Annotated in this window: 21 protein-coding genes; 13 read left to right on the top strand and 8 right to left on the bottom strand. The window is 73.6% G+C overall.

Annotated features, from left to right (window positions below):
• Positions 1-11 precede the first annotated feature (11 nt).
• From ACFWRV_RS21020 to ACFWRV_RS21000, 5 genes are all read left to right on the top strand, one after another.
• Positions 12-872, top strand: coding sequence for a DeoR/GlpR family DNA-binding transcription regulator (locus ACFWRV_RS21020; RefSeq protein WP_384336691.1), 861 nt, complete (start codon positions 12-14; stop codon positions 870-872).
• Between the two features lie 51 nt (positions 873-923).
• Positions 924-1,376 (top strand): SRPBCC family protein, encoded by a 453-nt coding sequence (locus tag ACFWRV_RS21015; RefSeq protein ID WP_384336689.1) that lies wholly within the window; start codon positions 924-926, stop codon positions 1,374-1,376.
• Between the two features lie 122 nt (positions 1,377-1,498).
• Positions 1,499-3,538 (top strand): hypothetical protein, encoded by a 2,040-nt coding sequence (locus tag ACFWRV_RS21010; protein ID WP_384336687.1) that lies wholly within the window; start codon positions 1,499-1,501, stop codon positions 3,536-3,538.
• Positions 3,539-3,653: 115 nt separating this feature from the next.
• On the top strand, positions 3,654-5,243 hold the full coding sequence (locus tag ACFWRV_RS21005; RefSeq protein ID WP_384336685.1) for an SDR family oxidoreductase: 1,590 nt from the start codon (positions 3,654-3,656) through the stop codon (positions 5,241-5,243).
• 79 nt (positions 5,244-5,322) lie between these two features.
• The gene (locus tag ACFWRV_RS21000; protein WP_384336683.1) at positions 5,323-5,802 is read left to right on the top strand and encodes an SRPBCC family protein; all 480 of its coding nucleotides are present in this window, start codon (positions 5,323-5,325) and stop codon (positions 5,800-5,802) included.
• Positions 5,803-5,811: 9 nt separating this feature from the next.
• On the opposite strand, the gene ACFWRV_RS20995 is transcribed toward ACFWRV_RS21000, so the two are convergent.
• Entirely contained in the window at positions 5,812-6,945 is a 1,134-nt protein-coding gene (locus ACFWRV_RS20995) for a PLP-dependent cysteine synthase family protein (protein ID WP_384336681.1), read from the bottom strand.
• A 233-nt stretch (positions 6,946-7,178) separates the two neighbouring features.
• On the opposite strand from ACFWRV_RS20995, the gene ACFWRV_RS20990 reads away from it, so the two are divergent.
• Together ACFWRV_RS20990 and ACFWRV_RS20985 are read left to right on the top strand one after the other, a co-directional pair.
• Positions 7,179-7,496 carry a hypothetical protein gene (locus tag ACFWRV_RS20990; protein WP_384336787.1) on the top strand — a complete coding sequence of 106 codons (318 nt, stop codon included), beginning with the start codon at positions 7,179-7,181 and terminating at the stop codon, positions 7,494-7,496.
• 251 nt (positions 7,497-7,747) lie between these two features.
• Complete coding sequence (locus ACFWRV_RS20985; protein WP_384336679.1) at positions 7,748-8,266, top strand: ATP-binding protein; 519 nt, start codon at positions 7,748-7,750, stop codon at positions 8,264-8,266.
• A gap of 15 nt (positions 8,267-8,281) precedes the next feature.
• On the opposite strand, the gene ACFWRV_RS20980 is transcribed toward ACFWRV_RS20985, so the two are convergent.
• Together ACFWRV_RS20980 and ACFWRV_RS20975 are read right to left on the bottom strand one after the other, a co-directional pair.
• Positions 8,282-8,575: an SHOCT domain-containing protein gene (locus ACFWRV_RS20980; RefSeq protein ID WP_384336677.1), complete on the bottom strand. Its 294-nt coding sequence runs from the start codon at positions 8,573-8,575 to the stop codon at positions 8,282-8,284.
• 177 nt (positions 8,576-8,752) lie between these two features.
• The gene (locus tag ACFWRV_RS20975; protein ID WP_384336675.1) at positions 8,753-9,967 is read right to left on the bottom strand and encodes an ROK family protein; all 1,215 of its coding nucleotides are present in this window, start codon (positions 9,965-9,967) and stop codon (positions 8,753-8,755) included.
• A gap of 239 nt (positions 9,968-10,206) precedes the next feature.
• On the opposite strand from ACFWRV_RS20975, the gene ACFWRV_RS20970 reads away from it, so the two are divergent.
• The 3 genes from ACFWRV_RS20970 (at position 10,207) to ACFWRV_RS20960 (ending at position 12,660) form a co-directional block, all read left to right on the top strand.
• The gene (locus ACFWRV_RS20970) at positions 10,207-11,337 is read left to right on the top strand and encodes an MFS transporter (RefSeq protein ID WP_384336673.1); all 1,131 of its coding nucleotides are present in this window, start codon (positions 10,207-10,209) and stop codon (positions 11,335-11,337) included.
• 94 nt (positions 11,338-11,431) lie between these two features.
• Positions 11,432-11,797: an SCO4225 family membrane protein gene (locus ACFWRV_RS20965; RefSeq protein WP_384336671.1), complete on the top strand. Its 366-nt coding sequence runs from the start codon at positions 11,432-11,434 to the stop codon at positions 11,795-11,797.
• Between the two features lie 32 nt (positions 11,798-11,829).
• Positions 11,830-12,660 carry a maleylpyruvate isomerase family mycothiol-dependent enzyme gene (locus ACFWRV_RS20960; protein WP_384336669.1) on the top strand — a complete coding sequence of 277 codons (831 nt, stop codon included), beginning with the start codon at positions 11,830-11,832 and terminating at the stop codon, positions 12,658-12,660.
• Positions 12,661-12,694: 34 nt separating this feature from the next.
• Here ACFWRV_RS20960 and ACFWRV_RS20955 read toward each other — a convergent pair whose 3' ends face one another.
• The 3 genes from ACFWRV_RS20955 to ACFWRV_RS20945 form a co-directional block, all read right to left on the bottom strand.
• Entirely contained in the window at positions 12,695-13,360 is a 666-nt protein-coding gene (locus ACFWRV_RS20955) for a response regulator (RefSeq protein WP_384336667.1), read from the bottom strand.
• On the bottom strand, positions 13,357-14,661 hold the full coding sequence (locus ACFWRV_RS20950; protein WP_384336665.1) for a sensor histidine kinase: 1,305 nt from the start codon (positions 14,659-14,661) through the stop codon (positions 13,357-13,359). Before ACFWRV_RS20950 ends, ACFWRV_RS20955 begins: the two co-directional genes overlap by 4 nt.
• Positions 14,662-14,765: 104 nt before the next feature.
• Positions 14,766-15,470, bottom strand: coding sequence for a TetR/AcrR family transcriptional regulator (locus tag ACFWRV_RS20945; RefSeq protein ID WP_384336663.1), 705 nt, complete (start codon positions 15,468-15,470; stop codon positions 14,766-14,768).
• A 125-nt stretch (positions 15,471-15,595) separates the two neighbouring features.
• Here ACFWRV_RS20945 and ACFWRV_RS20940 point away from each other — a divergent pair, with 125 nt between their 5' ends.
• On the top strand, positions 15,596-16,051 hold the full coding sequence (locus ACFWRV_RS20940) for a nitroreductase family deazaflavin-dependent oxidoreductase (protein ID WP_384336661.1): 456 nt from the start codon (positions 15,596-15,598) through the stop codon (positions 16,049-16,051).
• A gap of 50 nt (positions 16,052-16,101) precedes the next feature.
• Here the strand turns inward: ACFWRV_RS20940 and ACFWRV_RS20935 are convergent, their stop codons facing one another.
• Positions 16,102-17,316, bottom strand: a complete 1,215-nt coding sequence (locus ACFWRV_RS20935) for a geranylgeranyl reductase family protein (RefSeq protein WP_384336659.1) — start codon at positions 17,314-17,316, stop codon at positions 16,102-16,104.
• Positions 17,317-17,511: 195 nt separating this feature from the next.
• On the opposite strand from ACFWRV_RS20935, the gene ACFWRV_RS20930 reads away from it, so the two are divergent.
• Together ACFWRV_RS20930 and ACFWRV_RS20925 are read left to right on the top strand one after the other, a co-directional pair.
• Positions 17,512-18,876: a dipeptidase gene (locus ACFWRV_RS20930; RefSeq protein ID WP_384336657.1), complete on the top strand. Its 1,365-nt coding sequence runs from the start codon at positions 17,512-17,514 to the stop codon at positions 18,874-18,876.
• Positions 18,877-18,951: 75 nt separating this feature from the next.
• The gene (locus ACFWRV_RS20925; protein WP_384336655.1) at positions 18,952-19,638 is read left to right on the top strand and encodes an MBL fold metallo-hydrolase; all 687 of its coding nucleotides are present in this window, start codon (positions 18,952-18,954) and stop codon (positions 19,636-19,638) included.
• A gap of 18 nt (positions 19,639-19,656) precedes the next feature.
• On the opposite strand, the gene ACFWRV_RS20920 is transcribed toward ACFWRV_RS20925, so the two are convergent.
• On the bottom strand, positions 19,657-20,694 hold the full coding sequence (locus ACFWRV_RS20920; RefSeq protein ID WP_384336785.1) for an NUDIX domain-containing protein: 1,038 nt from the start codon (positions 20,692-20,694) through the stop codon (positions 19,657-19,659).
• Positions 20,695-20,923: the final 229 nt, after the last annotated feature.

Here is a 20,923-nt window from a genome sequence, read left to right as displayed (position 1 = left end):
CGGACCCGGCGTTGAGCGAGAACCAGAACCTGCTCGCGGAGCAGCGCCGTGCGCTGATCCTCGACGAGGTGCGCAGGCGGGGCGGGGTCCGGGTCAACGAGCTGACGCGCAAGCTGAACGTCTCCGACATGACGATCCGCCGGGACCTGGACGCGCTGGCCCGCCAGGGCGTCATCGAGAAGGTCCACGGCGGTGCGGTCCCGGTCATCGAGGCGAGTACGCACGAGCCCGGGTTCGAGGCGAAGTCGGCGCTGGAGCTGAGCGCCAAGGAGGACATCGCGCGGGCGGCGGCGGCGCTCGCGGTGCCCGGCAGCGCCATCGCGCTCTCGGGCGGGACGACGACCTTCGCGCTGGCCAGGCATCTGCTGGACGTGCCGGATCTGACGGTGGTGACCAACTCGGTGCGGGTGGCCGACGTGTTCCACGACGCGCAGCGCCCGGCCGGGGGGCGCGGCGCGCGGCCGGGGGCGGCGACGGTGGTGCTGACGGGCGGGGTGCGCACTCCCTCGGACTCGCTGGTCGGACCGGTCGCGGACCGGGCCATCGGCTCCCTCCACTTCGATGTGCTGTTCCTCGGCGTACACGGGATCTCGGCCGAGGCCGGCCTTTCGACGCCGAACCTCGCGGAGGCGGAGACCAACCGCCGTTTCGTCCGGGCGGCGCGCCGGATCGTGGTCGTGGCCGACCACACCAAGTGGGGCACGGTGGGCCTGAGTTCCTTCGCCGCGCTGGAGGAGGTCGACACGTTCGTCACGGACGCGGGCCTGGCGCCGGAGCTGCGCGCGGAGATCGAGGAGCACCTGCCGGGACTGCTGGTGGCGGGCGACGCTCCCGCCGAGGCTCCCGACGCTCCGCCCGCCACCGAGGCCTGACACGGGTTCCGCTCGGCTCGCCGTATGCGTGACACCCCATAGAATCGTGCTGTGGCCGTCTTCCGGATCGAGCGTTTCTCCCCTCTCCCCGCAGCCGAGGCCTGGCGCCGGGTGACCGACTGGGAACGGCACGCCGCGCAGGTGCCGTTGACCGCGATCTCGGTCCCGACCGGGCTTCCCTCGCAGCTCGGCACGGTCTTCGTGGCCCGTACGGGACTGGGGCCGCTGGCGTTCGACGATCCGATGGAGGTGGTGCGGTGGACACCGCCCGCCGGGGGCCGGGCCGGGGTCTGCAGGCTGGAGAAGCGGGGCGGCGTGGTGCTGGGCCGGGCCTCGATCGACGTGCTGCCCACGGATTCCGGTTCCCACGTGGTCTGGGTCGAGGAGCTGCGGGTGCGGCTGGTTCCCCGGTTCGGTGACCCGGTGCTCGCCTCCGCCGGGCGGCGGATGTTCGGCAGGGTCCTGGACGCCCTGCTGGCCTCCCCCGGCGACGCGCACGGGTGACGAGCGCGGGCGGCCCGCGCGGCTAGGGCCACGTGCTCCGCGTACGGGTGATGTGACCGTCACACGATTGACTCGTTTGTCGGTATGACATCCCCGCCACGGCCACGGAAGGCACCCATTTCATGCCGATCCATCAACCGCAGCAGCGCACCGACGTCCGCACCGACCGCAGCGACCGCACGGGCGTGCGGCAGGCCGAGGCCGCCCTCGTGGAGCACTACCCGCGTCTGGTGCGGCTCGCCTATGTCGTCCTGCCGCCCGCGCTCGGCCGGCACCGCCGGGTCCTGGCCGCCCACGCCGTCGTCCAGCGGGCCCTGCCCACGTCCGGGAGCGGCGCGCCGAGCCCGCGCGTTCCCGCCCAGTCCCGCCGTTCCGGCGCACCGGCAGGCACGGCGCCCGCACCGGAGGGCGTCGCGGCCGACACCGGTCCCGCGGGCGCGGCGTACGGGTGGGTGCGGCTGAGGGTGCTGCGGGCGGCGCTGGCCCACGAGCGGCGGCCCCGCTGGTGGCCCGGGCGGCTCCCGGCGCCGGCCGCGCTGCGTCCGGCCGTGCCGGTGGTGTGGGGGCTGCGGCTCTTCCCCCGGGCGGGGGGCGTCGACGAACTGGCCCTGGACCGGGCCCTGTCCACGGTGGACGGGGCGGTCCGGGCGGCGTTCGCGCTCCAGTTGCTGGAGGGGCTCGGCGATTCCGGGGCCCGGGAGCTGCTGGCCGATGCCGCGGTGGCTGATCCGGCGGGTGCGGTGCGGCGGGCGGCCCGGCTGGGGAAGCCGGACCGGGCCGGGGCGCAGGCGATGCTCAGGTCCGGCGAGTTCGACCCGTGCACGGTCCAGACCCGGCCGAGTGATCTGCTGCGGCGCAGGCACCGGGTGCGGGCGGTCGCGGTCGCCGCGACGCTGTGCGTGGTGGCGGGGGGCCTGGCGGTCGCCGTCCAGGAGGGGACGCGGGGCGCGGGCGAGGACCGGGGCCCGGTGGGCGCGTTCGCCCCGGTGCTCGATCCGGCGGAGCTGATGCGGACGGCGGCGGAGCGGTGGGCGGACACCTCACGCGTCGACTTCACCGCCTGGCCGGCCCGGGGCGGGCGGACGGGCGACGACGAGCTGCTGGGCCGGGCGCTGCGGGCCTGGTCCACCACGCCGGGCACGGTCAGGGTCTCCACCACGCCGGGCACCGTCACGGTGCCGGCCGCGCAGCCGCCCCGGCTGCTGTTCGCCGGTGAGGTGGACGGGGCGGCGGTGGTGCTGTTCCACGACGGCGGGGTCCGCATCGTGCGGTACGCGGAGCCGCTGTCCGGGTCCGGCGGGGCCGCGCTCGACTTCGCCCGGACCGACGACGCGGACGTGACGACGGGCGCGGCCGTCGTCGTCAGCCGTACGGGCGACAGCGCGCGCTTCCTGCTCGCCCCGTGGATCGCCGAGTCCACCACCCGCGACCTGCTGGCGCCGAACACGCCCGGGCGGCCCTTGGAGGTGGGCCCGGACGGGGTCACCGCCTCGGTGCCCCGGCCCGCGGCGGGCGGCGCGTGCGACGCCTGGCCGGTGCTCCAGTTGCGGTCCTCCGAGCGGATCGTGGAGAAGCACGCGTTCCTGGTGACGGATCTGGGCGATCTGGCCCCCGCTCATCTGACGTACACCCCGAAGCCCGGCCGGGGCGCGCCGGCCCGGCAGCCCCGCGAGGCGACGGGCACCGAAGCGCTGCTCGCCTGGGCGCGTACGGCGTGCTCCCTGCGGACCCTGTCCGGCTCCGGCGTGCGGGCGGTCAACAACTGGGCCTTCGCCGAGCAGAAGCTGCCGGAGGGCGGGGCGTCGGCCGGCTGGCTGTGCACCCGGGCCGACACCTGGCGGGGCCCGGGCCGGGTCCTGGTGCAGTTCCTCGGGCCCGCCGCCTCGCCCACGGATCCGGCCGCGGTGGTCGCCGACCGCGACGACACGGCCCTGTGCAGCAGGTTCGGGCAGCACGTCCTGGCGGGCACCCACTGGAAGGCCGCCTCCGGCCGGTGGTACGTCCTGGCCGCGGGCAGCCGGGCGGTGACCCGGATCGAGGCGAGCGGGGCGGTGCGGGGTGCGGCGGGCGGACCGACGTTCGCGGTGCGGGCGCCTCGTGACGCCGACGTGGAGCTGACGGCGTCGCTGCGCGAGGGCGGGACGCTCCCGGCGGTGCGTTGAGAGCCTCGTGCGCGGAGCCGATACCGGCCCGGAGGGCACCGCGCCATCACAGCCGATGCCTCCGTACGGAGTCCTCGACCGGTCCCGGGAGCCGTCCGGTGTCACACTCGGACAGGTGACAGATCTTGAGGACGGCCCCGGCGACAGCACCCGACGACCCGACGGCTCCCCGCCGCGCTGCCTGGTGACCGGGGCGACCGGTTACATCGGCGGCCGGCTGGTGCCCGCCCTGCTCGATTCCGGGTACCGGGTGCGCGCCCTGGCGAGAACGCCGCAGAAGCTGCGCGACTACCCGTGGGCGGACCAGGTGGAGGTCGTGCGCGGCGACGTCACCGACGCCGGCTCCCTGGCGGAGGCGATGCGGGACGTCGACGTGGCGTACTACCTGGTGCACGCGCTCGGCACCGGCTCGGACTTCGAGAGGACCGACCGCGAGGCGGCCCGGGCCTTCGGGGAGCAGGCGCGGGCGGCGGGGGTGCGCCGGATCGTGTATCTGGGCGGGCTGACCCCGGCGGGGGTGCCGGAGAACGACCTGTCGCCCCATCTGCGTTCGCGGGCCGAGGTGGGGCACCTCCTGCTGGACTCCGGGGTGCCGACGGCGGTGCTGCGTGCGGCGATCGTCATCGGCTCGGGGTCCGCCTCGTTCGAGATGCTGCGGTACCTCACGGAGCGGCTGCCGCTGATGGTCACCCCGAGCTGGGTGCGGACCCGGATCCAGCCGGTGGCCGTAAGGGACGTGATCCGCTATCTGGTGGGGTGCGCGGCGATGCCGGCCGGGGTGAACCGGGCCTTCGACATCGGGGGGCCGGACGTCATGACGTACCGGGACATGATGCAGCGCTACGCGGCGGTGGCGGGGCTGCGGCCGCGTGTGATCCTGCCGGTGCCGGTGCTCACCCCGACGCTCTCCAGCCGCTGGGTCGGGCTGGTCACGCCGGTGCCCAGCTCCATCGCCCGGCCGCTCACGGAGTCGCTGCGCCACGAGGTGGTCTGCCGGGAGCACGACATCAAGAAGTACGTCCCCGATCCGCCGGACGGGACCATCGGCTTCGACCGGGCGCTGCGGCTGGCCCTGAAGCGGATCCAGGAGGCGCGGGTCGATACCCGCTGGTCCAATGCCTCGGTGCCCGGAGCACCGAGCGACCCGCTGCCCACCGACCCCGACTGGGCGGGCGGCAGTCTCTACCGCGACGACCGGGAGATGGCCGTGCCGGTCGGGCCACAGGCGCTGTGGCGGGTGATCGAGGGCATCGGCGGGGAGAACGGCTGGTACTCCTTCCCGCTGGCCTGGGCGGTACGCGGCTGGCTCGACCGGCTCGTCGGCGGGGTGGGCCTGCGGCGCGGCCGGCGGGACGCCCAGCATCTGCGGGTGGGCGACTCGCTGGACTTCTGGCGGGTGGAGGAGATCGTGCCGGGCGAGCTGCTGCGGCTGCGGGCCGAGATGCGGGTGCCGGGCCTGGCGTGGCTGGAGCTGTCGGTACGCCGCGACGAGCGGGGGCGGACGGTGTACGGGCAACGCGCCCTGTTCCATCCGCGGGGGCTGTTCGGCCACGCCTACTGGTGGAGCGTGTGGCCCTTCCACTCGGTGGTGTTCGGCGGGATGGCGCGCAATATCGCCAAGGCGGCAGCGGCGGAGGAGAAGCGGCGCGCACCGGCGATCGGCAGCGGGCGCGAGGCGCTGGCCGACAGTGGTACAGACAACTGACGCTCCGGCCGCTAGGATCCGCCGGGCGCGCCCCAGGGCGTGCGCCCCACACACCGCAGACCGCCGGGAGGTGCACGCGATGGCACACCGACTCCGTACCGTGGGAGGGGAGTTCGTCGACTCCGCGCCGATGCGGCTGGTGTTCGCCGCCGAGGTGTCCGCGCCGCCGGACGTGGTGTACCGCGCGCTCGCCGATGACGTCGCGTCCTGGCCGTCCTGGTTCACCGCCGTCACCCGGGCCACGCCCACCGAGGGGGGCGCGGGCCGTGAGGTGCGGCTCCGGGGCGGGGTCCACTTCCGGGAGACGATCGTCGCCGCCGAGCCGGGCACGTGTTACGCCTACCGGGTCGACGAGTCCAACGCTCCCGGTCTGCGGGCCCTGCTGGAGGAGTGGCGGCTCACCCCCGAGGGATCCGGGACCCGGGTGCGATGGACCTTCGCCGCCGACGGGACGGGCCCGTTCCGCTTCGTCCTGAGCCTGGCCCGGGCGGGCCTGGGCCGGTCCTTCCGCGACGCGATGCGCCGCCTCGACGCACGGCTGGCGGCCCCGGCACCCTAGGGCGTGTCGTCAGCAGGGCCAGGTGCCGGTGGCGAGGAAGTCGTCGATGGCGGCGGTGTACGGGGCGATGTCCAGGCCCTGCTCCTCCAGCCAGGAGTCGGAGTAGTACTTGTCCAGGTAGCGGTCGCCCGGGTCGCAGAGCAGCGTGACGACGCTGCCCTGCTCGCCCCGCTCCACCATCTCGGCGATCAGCTTGAACGCGCTCCACAGGCCGGTGCCCGTGGAGCCGCCCGCCTTGCGGCCGATGGCGCGCTCCAGGGCCCGGACGGCGGCGACGCTGGCGGCGTCGGGCACCTTCATCATCCGGTCGATGGCGCCGGGCACGAAGCTGGGCTCCATGCGCGGGCGGCCGATACCCTCGATGCGTGAGCCGCGGTCGCTGGTGGCGAGCGGGTCGTGGTGGGTCCAGCCGTCGAAGAAGCAGGAGTTCTCCGGGTCGGGCACGCAGATGCGGGTGTCGTGCTGGAGGTAGTGGACGTAGCGGGCGATGGTCGCCGAGGTACCGCCGGTCCCGGCGGTGGCGACGATCCAGGCGGGTTCCGGATAGCGCTCCAGGCGCAGCTGCTGGTAGATCGACTCCGCGATGTTGTTGTTGCCGCGCCAGTCGGTGGCGCGCTCCGCGTAGGTGAACTGGTCCATGTAGTGCCCGCCGGTCTCGGCGGCGAGGGCGGCGGACTGTTCGTACATGGTGCGCGAGTCCTCGACGAAGTGGCACTGCCCGCCGTGGAATTCGATGAGGCGGCACTTCTCCGGGCTGGTGGTGCGCGGCATCACGGCGATGAACGGGACGCCGATCAGCTTGGCGAAGTACGCCTCCGACACGGCGGTCGACCCGCTGGACGCCTCGATGACGGGCTTGCCGGGCCGGATCCAGCCGTTGCAGAGGCCGTACAGGAAGAGCGAGCGGGCCAGGCGGTGCTTGAGGCTGCCGGTGGGGTGCGTCGACTCGTCCTTCAGGTACAGGTCGATGCCCCACGCCTCGGGCAGCGGGAAGCGCAGCAGATGGGTGTCGGCGGAACGGTTGGCGTCGGCCTGGACCTTGCGGACGGCCTCCTTCAGCCAGGCCCGGTAGTCCGGGTCGCTGCGGTCGACGTCCACGGTCGCCCTGGCCCCGCCCCCGGCCGTGTGTTCACTGGTCTCCATGGGCCTGCTCCTGTTGGTCGTCGGTCCGATGCTCGCCCCTCCACGATAGGCACCCCACCTGCACAAACGGTCACTTTGATGGTCCATAGCGCTGCCTTTGACCGCCGCCTGCGGGGCGGCTGTGACGGGCGGTGCGGGCGGCCGCGCGGCGGGCTTCCGGGCCCTCTGGCGGTACGGCCCGCGTCCGGGCACACTGCACAGCAGGAGCAGTGACGAAGGGGGGCGAATCCGCGATGGCGGACGTCGAGTTCAGTGCGTCGGGGGTCAGGATCGAACGGTTCACCAGATCGCTGACCAGGGCTGGTCAGGTGGTGGTGAAGGACGGCCGGCTGTCCCTGCTCACGAGCAACGGGCGGGAGATCGACAGCGCCCCGGTGGGCACGGTCAGCGCCCGCAAGTGGTGGTTCATCGCGGCGGATTCCGTCATCGCCCGGGTGAACGGGGTGCGCTACCGGTTGACGATGGGGCAGCGCAACCGCAGACGCGACGGAGCGGCTCCGCTGCGGCGTTTCCTGGACACGCTGCGCAGCGCGCGCGGCCGCCGGGACTGACTGCCGGCACGGACACGGCGGGCCGGTTCCCGGGCCGCCGGGCTCCGCCGCGAGTTGCGGAGCCGAATCCCCTGAGCCACGCTGGATCCACGTCACTGAAGGTGCAGTATCGGTGACAGAGCGATCCGCTCCACGGACCGGGTCGCGCGACACGAGCAGACACGACAAGAGCAGAGCGGATTCGGCAGCAAAGTCGTCCGCCGGCTCCGTTCGTTTCTCTTCTTCCGGACCTATTTCGGGGAGTCGCAGCCGTGATCAGCGAGCCAAGCAGGCACTGCACGGTGGAGCTCCAGGCCCTGCCGTCGCGGATCGGTCAGGTCCGCAGAATCATTTCGGCGCAACTGCGCTACTGGCATCTCGATCCTCTGATCGACCAGGCGGCCCTGGGTGTCACCGAGCTTCTCACCAACGTGCACCGGCACGCACAGCCGGACAAGTCATGCACCGTCGACATCGAGCTGCTGCTCGACCGTCTGACGGTCTCCGTCCACGACCACGATCCGCGCCTGCCGACCGTGAACGAGGCGGACACGTTCGCCACGTCGGGCCGGGGCCTGGCGCTGATCGCCGCCGTCAGTGAGAGCTGGGGCGTGCGGCCGATCGGCTCGGCCGGGAAGGCCGTCTGGTTCACCCTGCCGGCGGTCACCGGCACCTCGACCCTGCCACCGCTCGCGGTCTACGGGTCGATGACCGACGGTCCGTTCGGATCCGTGACCATCGCCCCCGACGACCTCGCGTCGCTGCCCGCCCGGTCGGCCGTCGTCGGCTGACCGGGCGGGCAGGGGTCACGCCGTGCCGCCACCCGCGGCCCGGCCGAACTGTTCGTCCAGTACCGACAGTCGGCGCCAGTACTCGTCCTCGTCGATCTCGCCCGCGGCGAATCGACGGCCGAGCAGCGCGATCGGCGACGAGGCGCCGGGGGCGCCCTGCGGGGTGCGGGCGGCCCCCCACGGGCCTCGCCGGCCACGCCACACGGTGCGGCGCAGCAGGGTGACGATCCCGATGACGACCGCCGCCCAGAAGAGCGGGAAGAGCAGGACCCAGGGGCCGGGTCCGCCGGAGTGCGCCAGGGTGTTCATCTCGGTCAGCTCCCTCGTTCACGGATGGCGTGGTGCCGTTCCGGTCGCTTTCGAGCCTGCCCGGGGAAGGTGCTCCGGGGCGTCGTCCGCCTGGCGGCCGTTCGCGTACTCCGGCGGGAGCAGCCGGGGCCCGCGCCTCTCCTCCGGCAGCCGGCCCCCGGCGGGACCGCAAGGGCCTCAGGCCAGGGCGGCGAGGGGGTCGTCGAGGACCGGCTGCCAGGCCAGTTCGGCGGCTCCGACCAGGCTGTTGTGGGCCAGGGTGCACGGCAGGATCGGCACGCTGCCGCTGCGCCCCCACAGGCTCCGGTCGGCGACGACGGCGCGCAGCCGCTCGGGGTCCGCCTCCAGCAGGTCGCGGTGGAGGCCGCCGAGGATGATGCGGTCGGGGTTGAGGATGTTGACCAGCCCGGCGAGCCCCAGGCCCAGGCGGTCGATCAGCGCCTCGGCGGCGTGCCGCACCGCGGGGTCGTCGTACTCCGCTCGGAGCAGGTTCCCGGCCTGCTTGAGGAGGGACTCCTCGGGGCCCGGTTCGCGGCGAGCGGTGGTGAGGAAGGCCAGCGGGTCGGTCTCCACGTCGAGGCAGCCGCGCCCGCCGCAGTGGCAGGGCCGCCCCTCGGGGTTCACGGTGAGATGGCCCACCTCCAGCGCGAGGCCCGAACTCCCGCTGTGCAGGCGGCCGTCGAGCACGAGGGCCCCGCCCACGCCCCGGTGGCCGGTGGCCACGCACAGCAGGTGCTGGGCGCCGCGGCCCGCGCCGTGCCGGTGCTCGGCCAGCGCGGTGAGGTTGACGTCGTTGCCGGTGAACGCGGGCCCGGTGATGCCCGCTCGGCGCACACAGGCGGCGAAGATGTCCCGGACCGGGGAGCCCGCGGGCCAAGCGATGTGCAGCGGGTTGAGGGCGGTCCCCTCCGGCTCGGCGACCGCCGACGGCACGGCGAGCCCGGCCCCGACGCAGCGCAGCCCGCTCGCGCGGAGCAGTTCGGCCCCCGCCTCCACGACCTCGCCGAGCACCTGCGCGGGGTCGGCCATCACCGCGACGCAGCCCGGCGAGGTGGCGACGATCCGGCCGCCGAGCCCGACGAGCGCGGCCCGGAAGCCGTCGGCGTGCACCTGGGCGGCGAGGACGACGGGGCCGGTCTCCAGAACGGACAGCCGGTGCGAGGGGCGGCCCTGGGATCCGGCCGCCGACCCGGGGCTGGAGTCGACCCGGATCAGCCCGAGCGCCTCCAGTTCCGCGGCGACCGCCCCGGCGGTGGCGCGGGTGACGCCGAGTTCGGAGGTGAGGACGGCCCGGGTGGGGGCGCGTCCGGTGTGGACCAGTTCCAGTGCGGGCCCGAGCGCGCTGCGGCCCCTCTCCAACTTCGTCCGGGTGGTGGTCGCCTTGCCGTTCATGGGGGCGAGTCTCCCATGATCCGGAGGCGTTCCGAACGCCCAGGGGCGGTCCGGGGATCCCGTTCCCGCCACGGCGGCGCTCCCGGAACGAGCGATGTGCGGCGGTGTTGCGCCCGTCGCCGGAGCGCCTCTATGCTGAGTTTGTGCCGCAACTAAACAAACTGCGGACGGCCCTACCCGGGGGACCTGGCGGAGACACCGCCCCACCCGCGTCGGCCCGCCTCCGTACCGCGCTGACCGTGTTCTTCGCCCTCGACGGGTTCCTCTTCGCCGGCTGGGTGGTCCGTATCCCGGCCATCAAGCAGCAGACCGGAGCCTCCGCCTCCACCCTCGGCCTCGCCCTGCTCGGCGTCTCCGCCGGTGCGGTGATCACCATGATGCTCACCGGCCGGCTCTGCCGCCGCTACGGCAGCCATGCCGTCACCGTGGTCTGCGGCGTCCTGCTCCCCCTGAGCATCGCGTTGCCCGCCCAGACCCACTCGGCACTCTCCCTCGGCCTCGTGCTGCTGGTCTTCGGAGCGGCGTACGGCGGGATGAACGTGGCGATGAACAGCGCCGCCGTCGATCTGGTCGCCGAACTGCGCCGGCCCGTGATGCCCAGCTTCCACGCGGCGTTCAGCCTGGGCGGGATGGTCGGAGCCGGACTCGGCGGCCTGGTCGCGGGCAGCCTCTCCGCCTCCACCCACCTCTTCCTGCTGGCCGGGATCGGCCTGCTGGTGACCGCCTTCGCCGGACCCTCCCTGCTGCGCCACCGCCCGGCTCCCACGGCCCCGGAGGCTCTCGACCCGCGGCAGCCAAAGCAGCGGCTCTCGCCCCGGGCCCGCCGGATCGTGGTGCTCTTCGGCGTGATCGCCCTGTGCACGGCGTACGGGGAAGGGGCTCTCGCCGACTGGGGCGCCCTGCACCTGGAACAGGACCTGGGCGCGCACCCCGGGCTCGCCGCCGCCGGATACGCGCTGTTCGCCCTGACGATGACGGCTGGCCGGCTGACCGGGACCCTGCTCCTGGAGCGGCTCGGCCAGACCCGCACCCTCGTCCTCGGCGGGGCGACGGCCGCGGCCGGGATGCTGCTGGGCTCGCTGGCCCCGACCACCTGGCTGGCGCTGGCCGGGTTCGCCGTCACCGGCCTCGGGCTCGCCAACATCTTCCCGGTCGCCGTCGGCCGGGCCGGCGAACTGGCGGGACCGAGCGGAGTCGCGGCCGCCTCGACGCTCGGCTACGGCGGGATGCTGCTCGGCCCGCCCGCGATCGGCTTCCTCGCCGACTGGTTCTCGCTGCCGCTGGCCCTGACCACGGTCGCCCTGCTGGCCGCGGCGGCGGCCGCCCTGGGCTACACGGCCCGCAACGCGACGACGGACCCGCACACCTGATCACCAGCACACATGGTCGATTGAGTAGCGGTACTCAGGCAGGACCCGCTCCCCCGGCGCACGATGGAAGCCCGACCGAGCAAGGGAGCACCTCATGAAGCGGCTGACCGACCACCCGCACCTGAACACCCTGGTCCGCCTGACCTTCCGCAACCCCGCTTCCCTGATCTACCTCGGGCTGGTGCTCGCGGCGACGCTGTTCGTCGCCGTGGACACCCTGTTCGTCGCCCACGAGGACGCCTCGTTCTCCGGCGTCTGGCTGTTCCTCCTCGCGGCCCCGACCATCTTCCTGTTCTTCTTCGGCGGCTCCCTGGCGGGCGCCGAGGCCGGCGGGCCCGCGTGGTTCCTGGTGCTCGGCCTGGTGGTCTCGGTCCTCGTCCAGTCCCTGGCCCTGGGCTGGTTCGTCCGCCTGGTGCGCCGGGCCGGTTCGGCCGGATCCGCGCACCCGCAGGGCGTCTGAGGGCCGAACAGGGCCCTGGCACAATCGCCGCCATGCAGATCACCGAGCACATCGCGTCGTTGTCCGAGGAAGGGCGGCTGCTCGCGGCGGCCGCCGAGCAGGCGGGCCCCGGCGCCTCCGTCCCGACCTGCCCCGGCTGGCAGATACGCCATCTGCTGCGGCACACCGGCACGGTGCACCGGTGGGCGGCGGCGTTCGTCACCGAGGGACACACCTCCTACCACTCCGACGGCGGCGAGCCCGACCTCGACGGGGCCGAACTCCTGGCCTGGTTCCGTGAGGGGCACCGTCATCTGGTCCGGTCCCTGGAGGAAGCGCCCGCCGACCTGGACTGCTGGACCTTCCTGCCGGCCCCCTCACCACTGGCGTTCTGGTCCCGCCGTCAGCTGAACGAGACGACCGTGCACCGGGTGGACGCGGAATCGGCCCTCGGCGGCCCGCTGACCCCGGTGTCGGCGGACCGGGCGGCCGACGCCATCGACGAACTCCTCACCGGCTTCCACGCCCGCCCCAAGAGCCGGGTCCGCTCCGACCGGCCCCGCACCCTGCGGGTACGGGCCGTGGACACGGCGGCGACCTGGACGGTGCGGATCTCGGAGAACCCGCCGCAGGCCGTACGCACGGCGGGCGCGGATGGCACGGACGGCGCGGACGGCACGGACGGCGCGGACGGCGCGGGCGGCACGGGCGGCACGGGCGGCACGGGCGGTGTCGACAGCGCCGTACACGTCGACTGCGAGCTGAGCGGTACGGCCGAGGGGCTCTTCCTCACCCTCTGGAACCGGCTGCCGCTCACCGCCGTCACCCTGCGCGGCGACCGTTCGGTGGCCCGGCTCTGGACGGACCACTCCGCGGTCGTCTGACGATCTCCCGCCGGACCGGGCGCCCCGCCCCGGCTCAGCCGAGCCAGCCGGGGCGCACCAGCCCCGATTCGTAGGCGAGCACGACGAGTTGGGCCCGGTCACGGGCTCCGAGCTTGACCATCGTGCGGCTGACATGGGTCTTGGCGGTGAGCGGGCTGACGACCAGTCTGCGGGCGATCTCCTCGTTCGACAGGCCGATGCCGACCAGCGCCATCACCTCCCGCTCGCGTTCGGTGAGCAGGACGAGCGAGGCCGCGGCCTGCGGTTCCTTGGAGCGGGCCGCGAACTCCGCGATCAGCCGGCGCGTCACGCCCGGCGAGAGCAGTGCGTCCCCGCCGACCACGGCCCGTACCGCGCGCAGCAGTTCCTCCGGCTCGGTGTCCTTGACCAGGAAGCCCGAGGCTCCGTTGCGGAGGGCCTCGAAGACGTACTCGTCGAGTTCGAAGGTGGTGAGCATGACCACCTTCACCTCGTTCAGCTCCGGGTCGCCGGTGATCCGCCGGGTGGCGGCCAGGCCGTCCAGGCGGGGCATGCGGATGTCCATCAGCACGATGTCGGGGCGCAGTTCGCGCACCAGGCGGACGGCCTCCTCGCCGTCGGCGGCCTCCCCGGCGACCTCGATGTCGGGCTGCGCGTCCAGCAGGGCGCGGAAGCCCGCCCGTACCAGCAACTGGTCGTCGGCGAGCGTTACGCGGATCACGGTGTCTCCTCGGGGGGCTCCGGCGGGTGCTGGCGGCGTCGGTCGCGGTCCGGGGCGGTGAACGGCAGTTCGGCCAGGACCCGGAAGCCGCCGTCGGTACGCGGGCCCGCCTCGATCGTGCCACCGAGGGCGGCGGCCCGCTCCCGCATCCCGACGAGTCCGTTGCCGCCGCCGCCCGCGTCGTCGCCGGTGGCGGGGCCCGCGTCGTCGATGCGGAGCCGGACCTGCCCGGAGCCGTACGCGATGTGCACCAGCGCGGTACGGGAGCCGGAGTGGCGGACCACGTTGGTCAGGGCCTCCTGGACGATGCGGAAGGCGGCGAGATGGGCGCCGGGCGGGACGGCGGCCGGGTCGCCCTCGCTCTCCACGGTGACGGTGAGTCCGGCGGCCGCCGCCTGTTCGACCAGTTCCGGCAGCCGGTCGAGGCCGGGGGCGGGGGACGTGGGGGCGTCGCCGGGCGTGCGGAGGTTGGCGAGCACCTGACGCACCTCGTCGAGCGCCTCCTTGCTGGCCCCCTTGATCGTGGTGAGGGCGGTCCGGGCCTGTTCCGGGTCGGAGTCGAGCAGGGCGAGTCCGACCCCGGCCTGCACGTTGATGACGGAGATGGAGTGGGCCAGCACGTCGTGGAGTTCGCGGGCCATGCGCAGCCGTTCCTCGTCGGCCCGTCGCCGCTCTGCGGCCTCGCGCTCCGCACGGGCGGCGGCCCACTGCTCACGGCGGAGGCGCAGCAGTTCGGCGGCGGCCGCGACGGCCACGACCCAGGCGGCGATGAAGCCTTCCTGCGTCCAGGACTCGGCCCGGTCACCGCCAGGCGGCAGCCACCGGTACAGCCAGTGGGAGACCAGGACCTGCCCGGCCCAGAGCCCGCCCAACGACCACCAGGCGGCTTTGCGGTGGCCGGTCACGATCGCGCCGAAGCAGCCCACGGCGACGGCGACGAGCACCGGACCGTACGGATAGCCCGCCGCGAGGTAGCCCAGGGTCGCCGCGCAGGTGGTGGCCACGGCGACGACGGGGCGGCGGTGCCGGAAGAGCAGCACGCCGACCGCGACGAGCAGCAGCAGCCGGGCCGTCAGGTCCAGGGGCCGGCGGTCCTGTCCGTGCTCGGCGAAGCCCGTACCGACCATGACGAACACCAGGAGCAGCGTGGTCGACACCCAGGGCAGCCCGGCGGCGGTCCGCGAGCGCGCGGCGGACAGCCACGGGGGCCCGCCGCGCCACCCCGGGCGTCCGGGCGGCCGGCGGCCCGGGAAGCCGCAGGAGTGACCGCCGTCCCGGTGCGGCGGCTGCTGTTCGTCCATGGCGGCCACGCTAGACGGCGGGCGGGCACGGAGGCGTCCGCCGTGCGTGGTGAGCACCCGTACTCCGCGGGGAGTACGCCGCCGCGAAGGGCGGTGCGCCGCCGTCAGGCCGTACCGGCATCGCGCAGGCCCACCGAGCGGGCCAGCTCACCGGCGGCCTGCCGGAACAGCGGCTCGCGCGCCTCGACGACCCGGTTGAACTGGCCGAACAGCTCGAAGGAGATCAGGCCGAACAGCTGCGCCCAGGCGGCGACCAGAGCCGCCACGGCCTCGGGTGGGACGTCCTCGGCGAAATCGGCGGCCATCCGCTCCGCGTCGGCGCGCAGCTCGTCCGCGAGCGGCGGCAGGGTGAGGTCGCCGGCCCGGGCCGCGGCACGGACGATGCCGATGAGCACCAGGCCGACCCGGGACGCGGGCCCCACCGTGTCCATCGGGGCGATGTAGCCGGGGACGGGCGAACCGTGGATCAGGGCGTACTCATGGGGGTGGGCGAGGGCCCATTCCCGTACGGCGCAGGCGGCGGCGACCCAGCGCTGGGTGGGCGCGACCGTCGCCGCCCGCTCCTCCGCCGCCGCCTCCGCGACCGCGCCGATCGCGTCGAACGCGTCGACGATCAGCGCGGTGAGCAGGTCGTCGCGGCTCGGGAAGTAGCGGTAGAGCGCGGACGAGACCATGCCCAGCTCCCGGGCGACGGCCCGTAGCGAGAGCTTCGCCGCGCCCTCCTCGGCGAGCTGCTTCCTGGCCTCGTCCTTGATGGCTGCGGTCACTTCGATACGGGCGCGTTCCCTGGCCCCTCGGATGGTGCTCATACGATCAGTCTGCCATGCGAACGGAGCACTGACCATGAACAAGAGCAGTGCTCTTGCTTTAGCCGACACCTCCATGCACACTGATCTCAAGCGAGAGCACCGCTCTCCATAGCCTGGGAGTCATCATGTCGCAGCAGCCCTACTACCTCCGGGCGAGCGCCTCCGCCAACCGCTTCAACAAGATCGTCAGCTGGCTGGCCCGGCACGGCTTCAGCCTGATGGGCTCCGCCGAGCTGTCGGTGCGCGGGCGCAAGAGCGGGCAGATGCAGCGCATCCCGGTCAACACCCACACCTTCGAGGGCGACCGGTATCTGGTCTCGGCGCGCGGCCACTCGCAGTGGGTGCGCAACATGCGCGTGGCGGGCGGCGGGGAGCTGCGGCTGGGACGCAAGGTCAGCCGCTTCACCGCCGTGGAGCTCGCCGACGACGCGCAGAAGGCCCGGATCATCCGGGCCTATCTGGAGCGGTGGGGCTGGGAGGTCAACCAGTACTTCCAGGGGATCACGGCGAAGTCCACGGACGCCGAGCTGCTGGCCGCCTGCCCGGACCACCCGGTCTTCCGCATCACCGTTCAGGCATGACCGCGCCCCCGTGGCCCGTGCGGGCGACGGGGGCGCGGTAACGACACGCCCTAGCGGTCCATCGCGTGCAGCGCCCGCTGCGCCAGCGGGTGGGTACGCACCAGCTCGGCCAGCGACGTGGTCCCCCGGGTGATCCCGGCGAACGCCTTCCACGCCGGGCGGAAGCCGGTCAGCACCGCGTGCAGCACTCCCGGGCGGCGCTCGAACAGCTTGAGCATGCGGCGGCCGACGCTCATCTCCACGCCGAGACCGGCCTTGATGGCGAAGGCGTAGTTGAGGGCCTGGCGGCGGGCGTCCACCGCGTCGTGCGACTCGGCGATCCTGACCGCCCACTCCCCCGCGAGCCGGCCCGAGCGCAGCGCGAAGGAGATGCCCTCGCGGGTCCACGGCTCCAGCAGTCCGGCCGCGTCGCCACAGACCACGACCCGGCCGCGGGAGAGCGGCGAGTCGTCGCTGCGGCAGCGGGTGAGATGTCCCGAGGAGACCGCCGGCTCGAACCCGGCGAGGCCGAGGCGGGCGATGAAGTCCTCCAGATACCGCTTGGTGCCCGCGCCGTCGCCGCGCGCCGAGATGACGCCCACGGTGAGGGTGTCGCCCTTGGGGAAGACCCAGCCGTAACTCCCCGGCATCGGGCCCCAGTCGATGAGCACCCGTCCCGCCCAGTCCTCCGCGACGGTGGCCGGAACCGGAATCTCCGCCTCCAGGCCGAGGTCGACCTGGTCGAGCTTCACCCCGACATGGGCTCCTATCCGGCCCGCGCTGCCGTCCGCGCCGACGACCGCTCGCGCGAGCACCGTCTCACCACCGGCCAGCACCACGGCGACCGTTCGCCGGTCGGGCACGGCGGGACCGTGCTGTTCGACCCGCACCACCGATGCCCCGGTGCGCAGTTCGGCCCCGGCCTTCTGCGCCTCCTCGACCAGCCCGGCGTCGAACTCCGGGCGGTTGATGAGCCCGAAGAGCATGCGCCGGGAGCGGCGGGTGCGCGACAGCTTGCCGTTGAGCGAGAAGGTGACCGCGTGGATGCGGTCCTTCAGGGGCAGTTCGAACCCCGGCGGCAGGGCGTCCCGCGAGAAGCCGATGATTCCTCCGCCGCAGGTCTTGTAGCGCGGCAGTTCCGCTTTCTCCAGCAGCAGGACTCTCCGGCCCGCCACGGCTGCCGCGTACGCCGCCGATGCGCCGGCCGGTCCGGCGCCGACCACGACGACATCCCACACCAACGACTCTTCCGACTCTCGTCCGGCGTCTGCGTTCTCGCTGCTCACGATGTGCTTCTGCTCCTGATCCGCCCAGTGGCCCCAAGCTGCTCACGGCATCCTACGGCGCGCTACGGGCCGGCCCTCCTGTGGGAGGATCGGCCATGATTTCGTCGTACATGCGTCGTCGCGGAGACGGCGGCGCACCCGGTCGCGTACACACCGCGCCCTACCCATAACGTCGCACCCACGAGGAGCGTGCCCATGACCGCCCGTCCGATTCCCGAGACCGTCGCCTCGCTGATGCCCCGCGCCCGGGAGGAGCTGGCCGAGCTGGTGGCGTTCCAGTCGGTGGCGGACCCGGCGGTGTTCCCGAGGAGCGAGTGCGAGGGTGCGGCGAGGTGGGTCGCCGGCGCGCTGCGCGCCGAGGGGTTCACGGACGTCGCGCTCCTGGACACCCCCGACGGGACGCAGTCCGTCTACGGGTACCTGCCCGGGCCGGCCGGGGCGCCGACCGTGCTGCTCTACGCGCACTACGACGTGCAGCCGCCGCTGGACGAGGCGGCCTGGGTCTCCCCGCCGTTCGAGCTGACCGAGCGCGACGGCCGCTGGTACGGGCGGGGCGCGGCCGACTGCAAGGGCGGGTTCATCATGCATCTGCTCGCGCTGCGCGCCCTGAAGGCGGACGGTGGCGTCCCGGTCTCGGTGAAGGTGATCGCCGAGGGCTCCGAGGAGCAGGGCACCGGCGGTCTGGAGCAGTACGCGGAGGCGCACCCGGAGCTGCTGGCCGCCGACACGATCGTCATCGGCGACACCGGGAACTTCCGGGTCGGCCTGCCGACCGTCACGGCGACGCTGCGCGGGATGACCATGCTGCGCGTGCAGCTGGACACCCTGGAAGGGAACCTGCACTCGGGACAGTTCGGCGGCGCGGCCCCGGACGCGCTGGCCGCGATGATCCAGCTGCTGGCCTCGCTGCGCGCCGAGGACGGGACCACCACGGTCGACGGTCTGACCGGTGACGCCGACTGGGACGGCATCCAGTACCCGGAGGCGGAGTTCCGGCAGGACGCCAAGGTGCTGGACGGGGTCGAGCTGATCGGCACGGGCACGGTCGCTGACCGCATCTGGGCCCGTCCCGCCGTCACCGTCATCGGCATCGACTGCCCGCCGGTCGTCGGCGCGACCCCGTCCGTGCAGGCGAGCGCCCGGGCGCAGATCAGCCTGCGGGTGCCGCCGGGCCACGACGCCGCCGAGGCGACGAAGCTGCTCACCGCCCACCTGGAGTCGCGTGCTCCGTGGGGCGCCCGGGTGAAGGTGGAACAGGTCGGCCAGGGCCAGCCGTTCCGTGCCGACATGACCAGCCCGGCGTACACGGCGATGGCCGACGCGATGCGGGACGCCTACCCGGGCCAGGAGATGCAGTCCTCCGGGATGGGCGGCTCGATCCCGCTGTGCAACACCCTCGCGGGCCTCTACCCGGAGGCGGAGATCCTGCTGATCGGACTGAGCGAGCCCGAGGCGCAGATCCACGCGGTGAACGAGAGCGTGTCGCCCGAGGAGCTGGAGCGGATGTCGGTCGCCGAGGCGCTGTTCCTGCGGAACTACGCGGCGTCGAAGAAGGCCTGACCGCTACGCCGCCGGCGAAGTCGCCGGCAGCGTAGATCCGTGCGGCGGACGTCCGCAGCTGCGTACGTTCGCCGCATGGATCTCGTCGAGGTACTCCCCCAGTTGCACATGTTCCGCTTCCGGATCGGCCAGGCGTATCTCTGGCGCGACGGGGCGGATCTGACCCTGATCGACGCGGGCGACGTCGACTCGGCCACCGCGATCGAGGACGCGATCCGCTCGCTCGGCCACCACCCGGCCGGGATCCGCCGCATCGTCATCACCCATGGTCACCGCGACCACTACGGGGCCGCGCGGGAGCTGGCCGACCGCCACGGCGCGGAGATCGTCGCCCACGCGCTGGACGCCCCAGCGGTCCGGGGCGAGCGTCCCGTACCGGAACCGGACCTGCTGGACTGGGAACGGCCGCTCTGGGAGCACGGGCTGACGTGTCCCGACGCCCCGCCCACCCGGGTCGACCGCGAGGTGACCGGCGGCGAGGTGCTGCCGTTCGGGGACGGCGCGCGGGTGGTCCACGCCCCCGGGCACACGGCGGGCTCCATCGCGCTGCATCTGCCGCGCCACGGCGTTCTGTTCACCGGGGACACCGCTGCCTTCGCGGACCGGGTGATGCTCGGCGTGTTCAACGTGGACCGAGCCGAGGCGGCGGGCACGTTCCGGCGACTGGCCGCGCTCGCGCCCCGTACCGTCTGCTTCGGTCACGGCGACCCGCTCACCGAGAACGCGGCCGCGTTGCTGGCGGCGGCGGCGAACGGCGGGTGAGCGTCGTGCGGCCGCCGCTCAGCCCACCGGCGCCCCCGCCTCCAGGTTGAGCACCGTCGACCGCTCACGCGCCCGCAGGGCCCAGCGCAGCCGCTCGTACCGGGTCGGCGGCAGCATCCCCGCGGCTTCCTCCTCGGTGACGAAGCGCCAGCCGCGCAGCTCGGAGCCGGGCAGCAGCAGCCGGCCGGCGTCCTCGGAGCGCAACAGGCCGCCGTCGAAGAGGAAGCGCAGCCCGCCGTAGCCGGGTGGGCGGGGCGCCTCCCAGTCGACGAGCAACAGGGTGGGGATCCGGTCGAGGCTGAGGCCTATCTCCTCGGCGACCTCACGGATCCCGGCCTGCGCGGGGGCCTCGCCCGCCTCGACGACACCGCCGGGGAACTCCCACCCCGGTTTGTACGTGGGGTCGACGAGCAGCACCCGGTCCTGTTCGTCGAAGAGCAGCACCCCGGCAGCGACCGTCTCACCGGTCGGCTCGGGGCTCTGCACGATCGGGCACGGGGCGGCGATCCCGTCGCGCACGGCGTCCGCGATCCGCTCGGCGGTCTGACGGGGCGTGAGGGCGCTGTTGTCGAGCACATACGCGTCGGTGGCGATCCAGCCGAGGGCGTCGCGGTACGGGCCGATGTGCTCGTACGCCCACCGGCGCACCCGGTCGCTCTGTTCGTCGTCGCCGGGAAACTCCTCGCGGCCCGCGATCCGGCTGCGCAGGATCGTTTCCTCTGGTGAGAGCGCCACATGCCGGACGGGGATGCGCCGGGAGGCGAGCCCGCCGAAGATCTCGTCGCGGTACTCCTGCCGCAGCAGCGTCATCGGCACCACCAGCACCCCGGGCACCTCGGCGAGCAGCGCCGCGGCCGTGTCCACCACGAGCCGCCGCCAGATCGGCAGGTCCTGGAAGTCGGTGACCTCGGCGAGCCTCTTCTGCGGCAGCAGAGCGCGCAGCGCCGCGCCGGTGATCTCCGGGTCGTACAGCGTGCTGTTCGGGATCAGATCGATCAGTTCGCCCGCGGCGCTGGTCTTGCCCGCACCGAACGCACCGTTGACCCAGACGACAATCACTAGCACTCCAGAGTGGGAAGGCCGCTGACCAGCGGCGGAGCGGGTTTCGCCGGTTCGTCCGGGAGAGGCACGGGAAACGAGGGTGTCCACAGCCCGGCTCCCACCACCTCTTTCTCCCAAACTCCCTAGAGATACCCACCGATCCGCTCTTCCATCGCTGTCGTCGCCTCGCTGTACGTACCCTCCACACCGGGGAGCTCATGCCGGCTGGTGACCGCATAGTCGA

Origin of the sequence: Streptomyces sp. NPDC058576 (assembly GCF_042718715.1) — a bacterium.
GTDB lineage: Bacteria > Actinomycetota > Actinomycetes > Streptomycetales > Streptomycetaceae > Streptomyces.
This window is presented reverse-complemented; position numbering and strand designations above follow the sequence as displayed.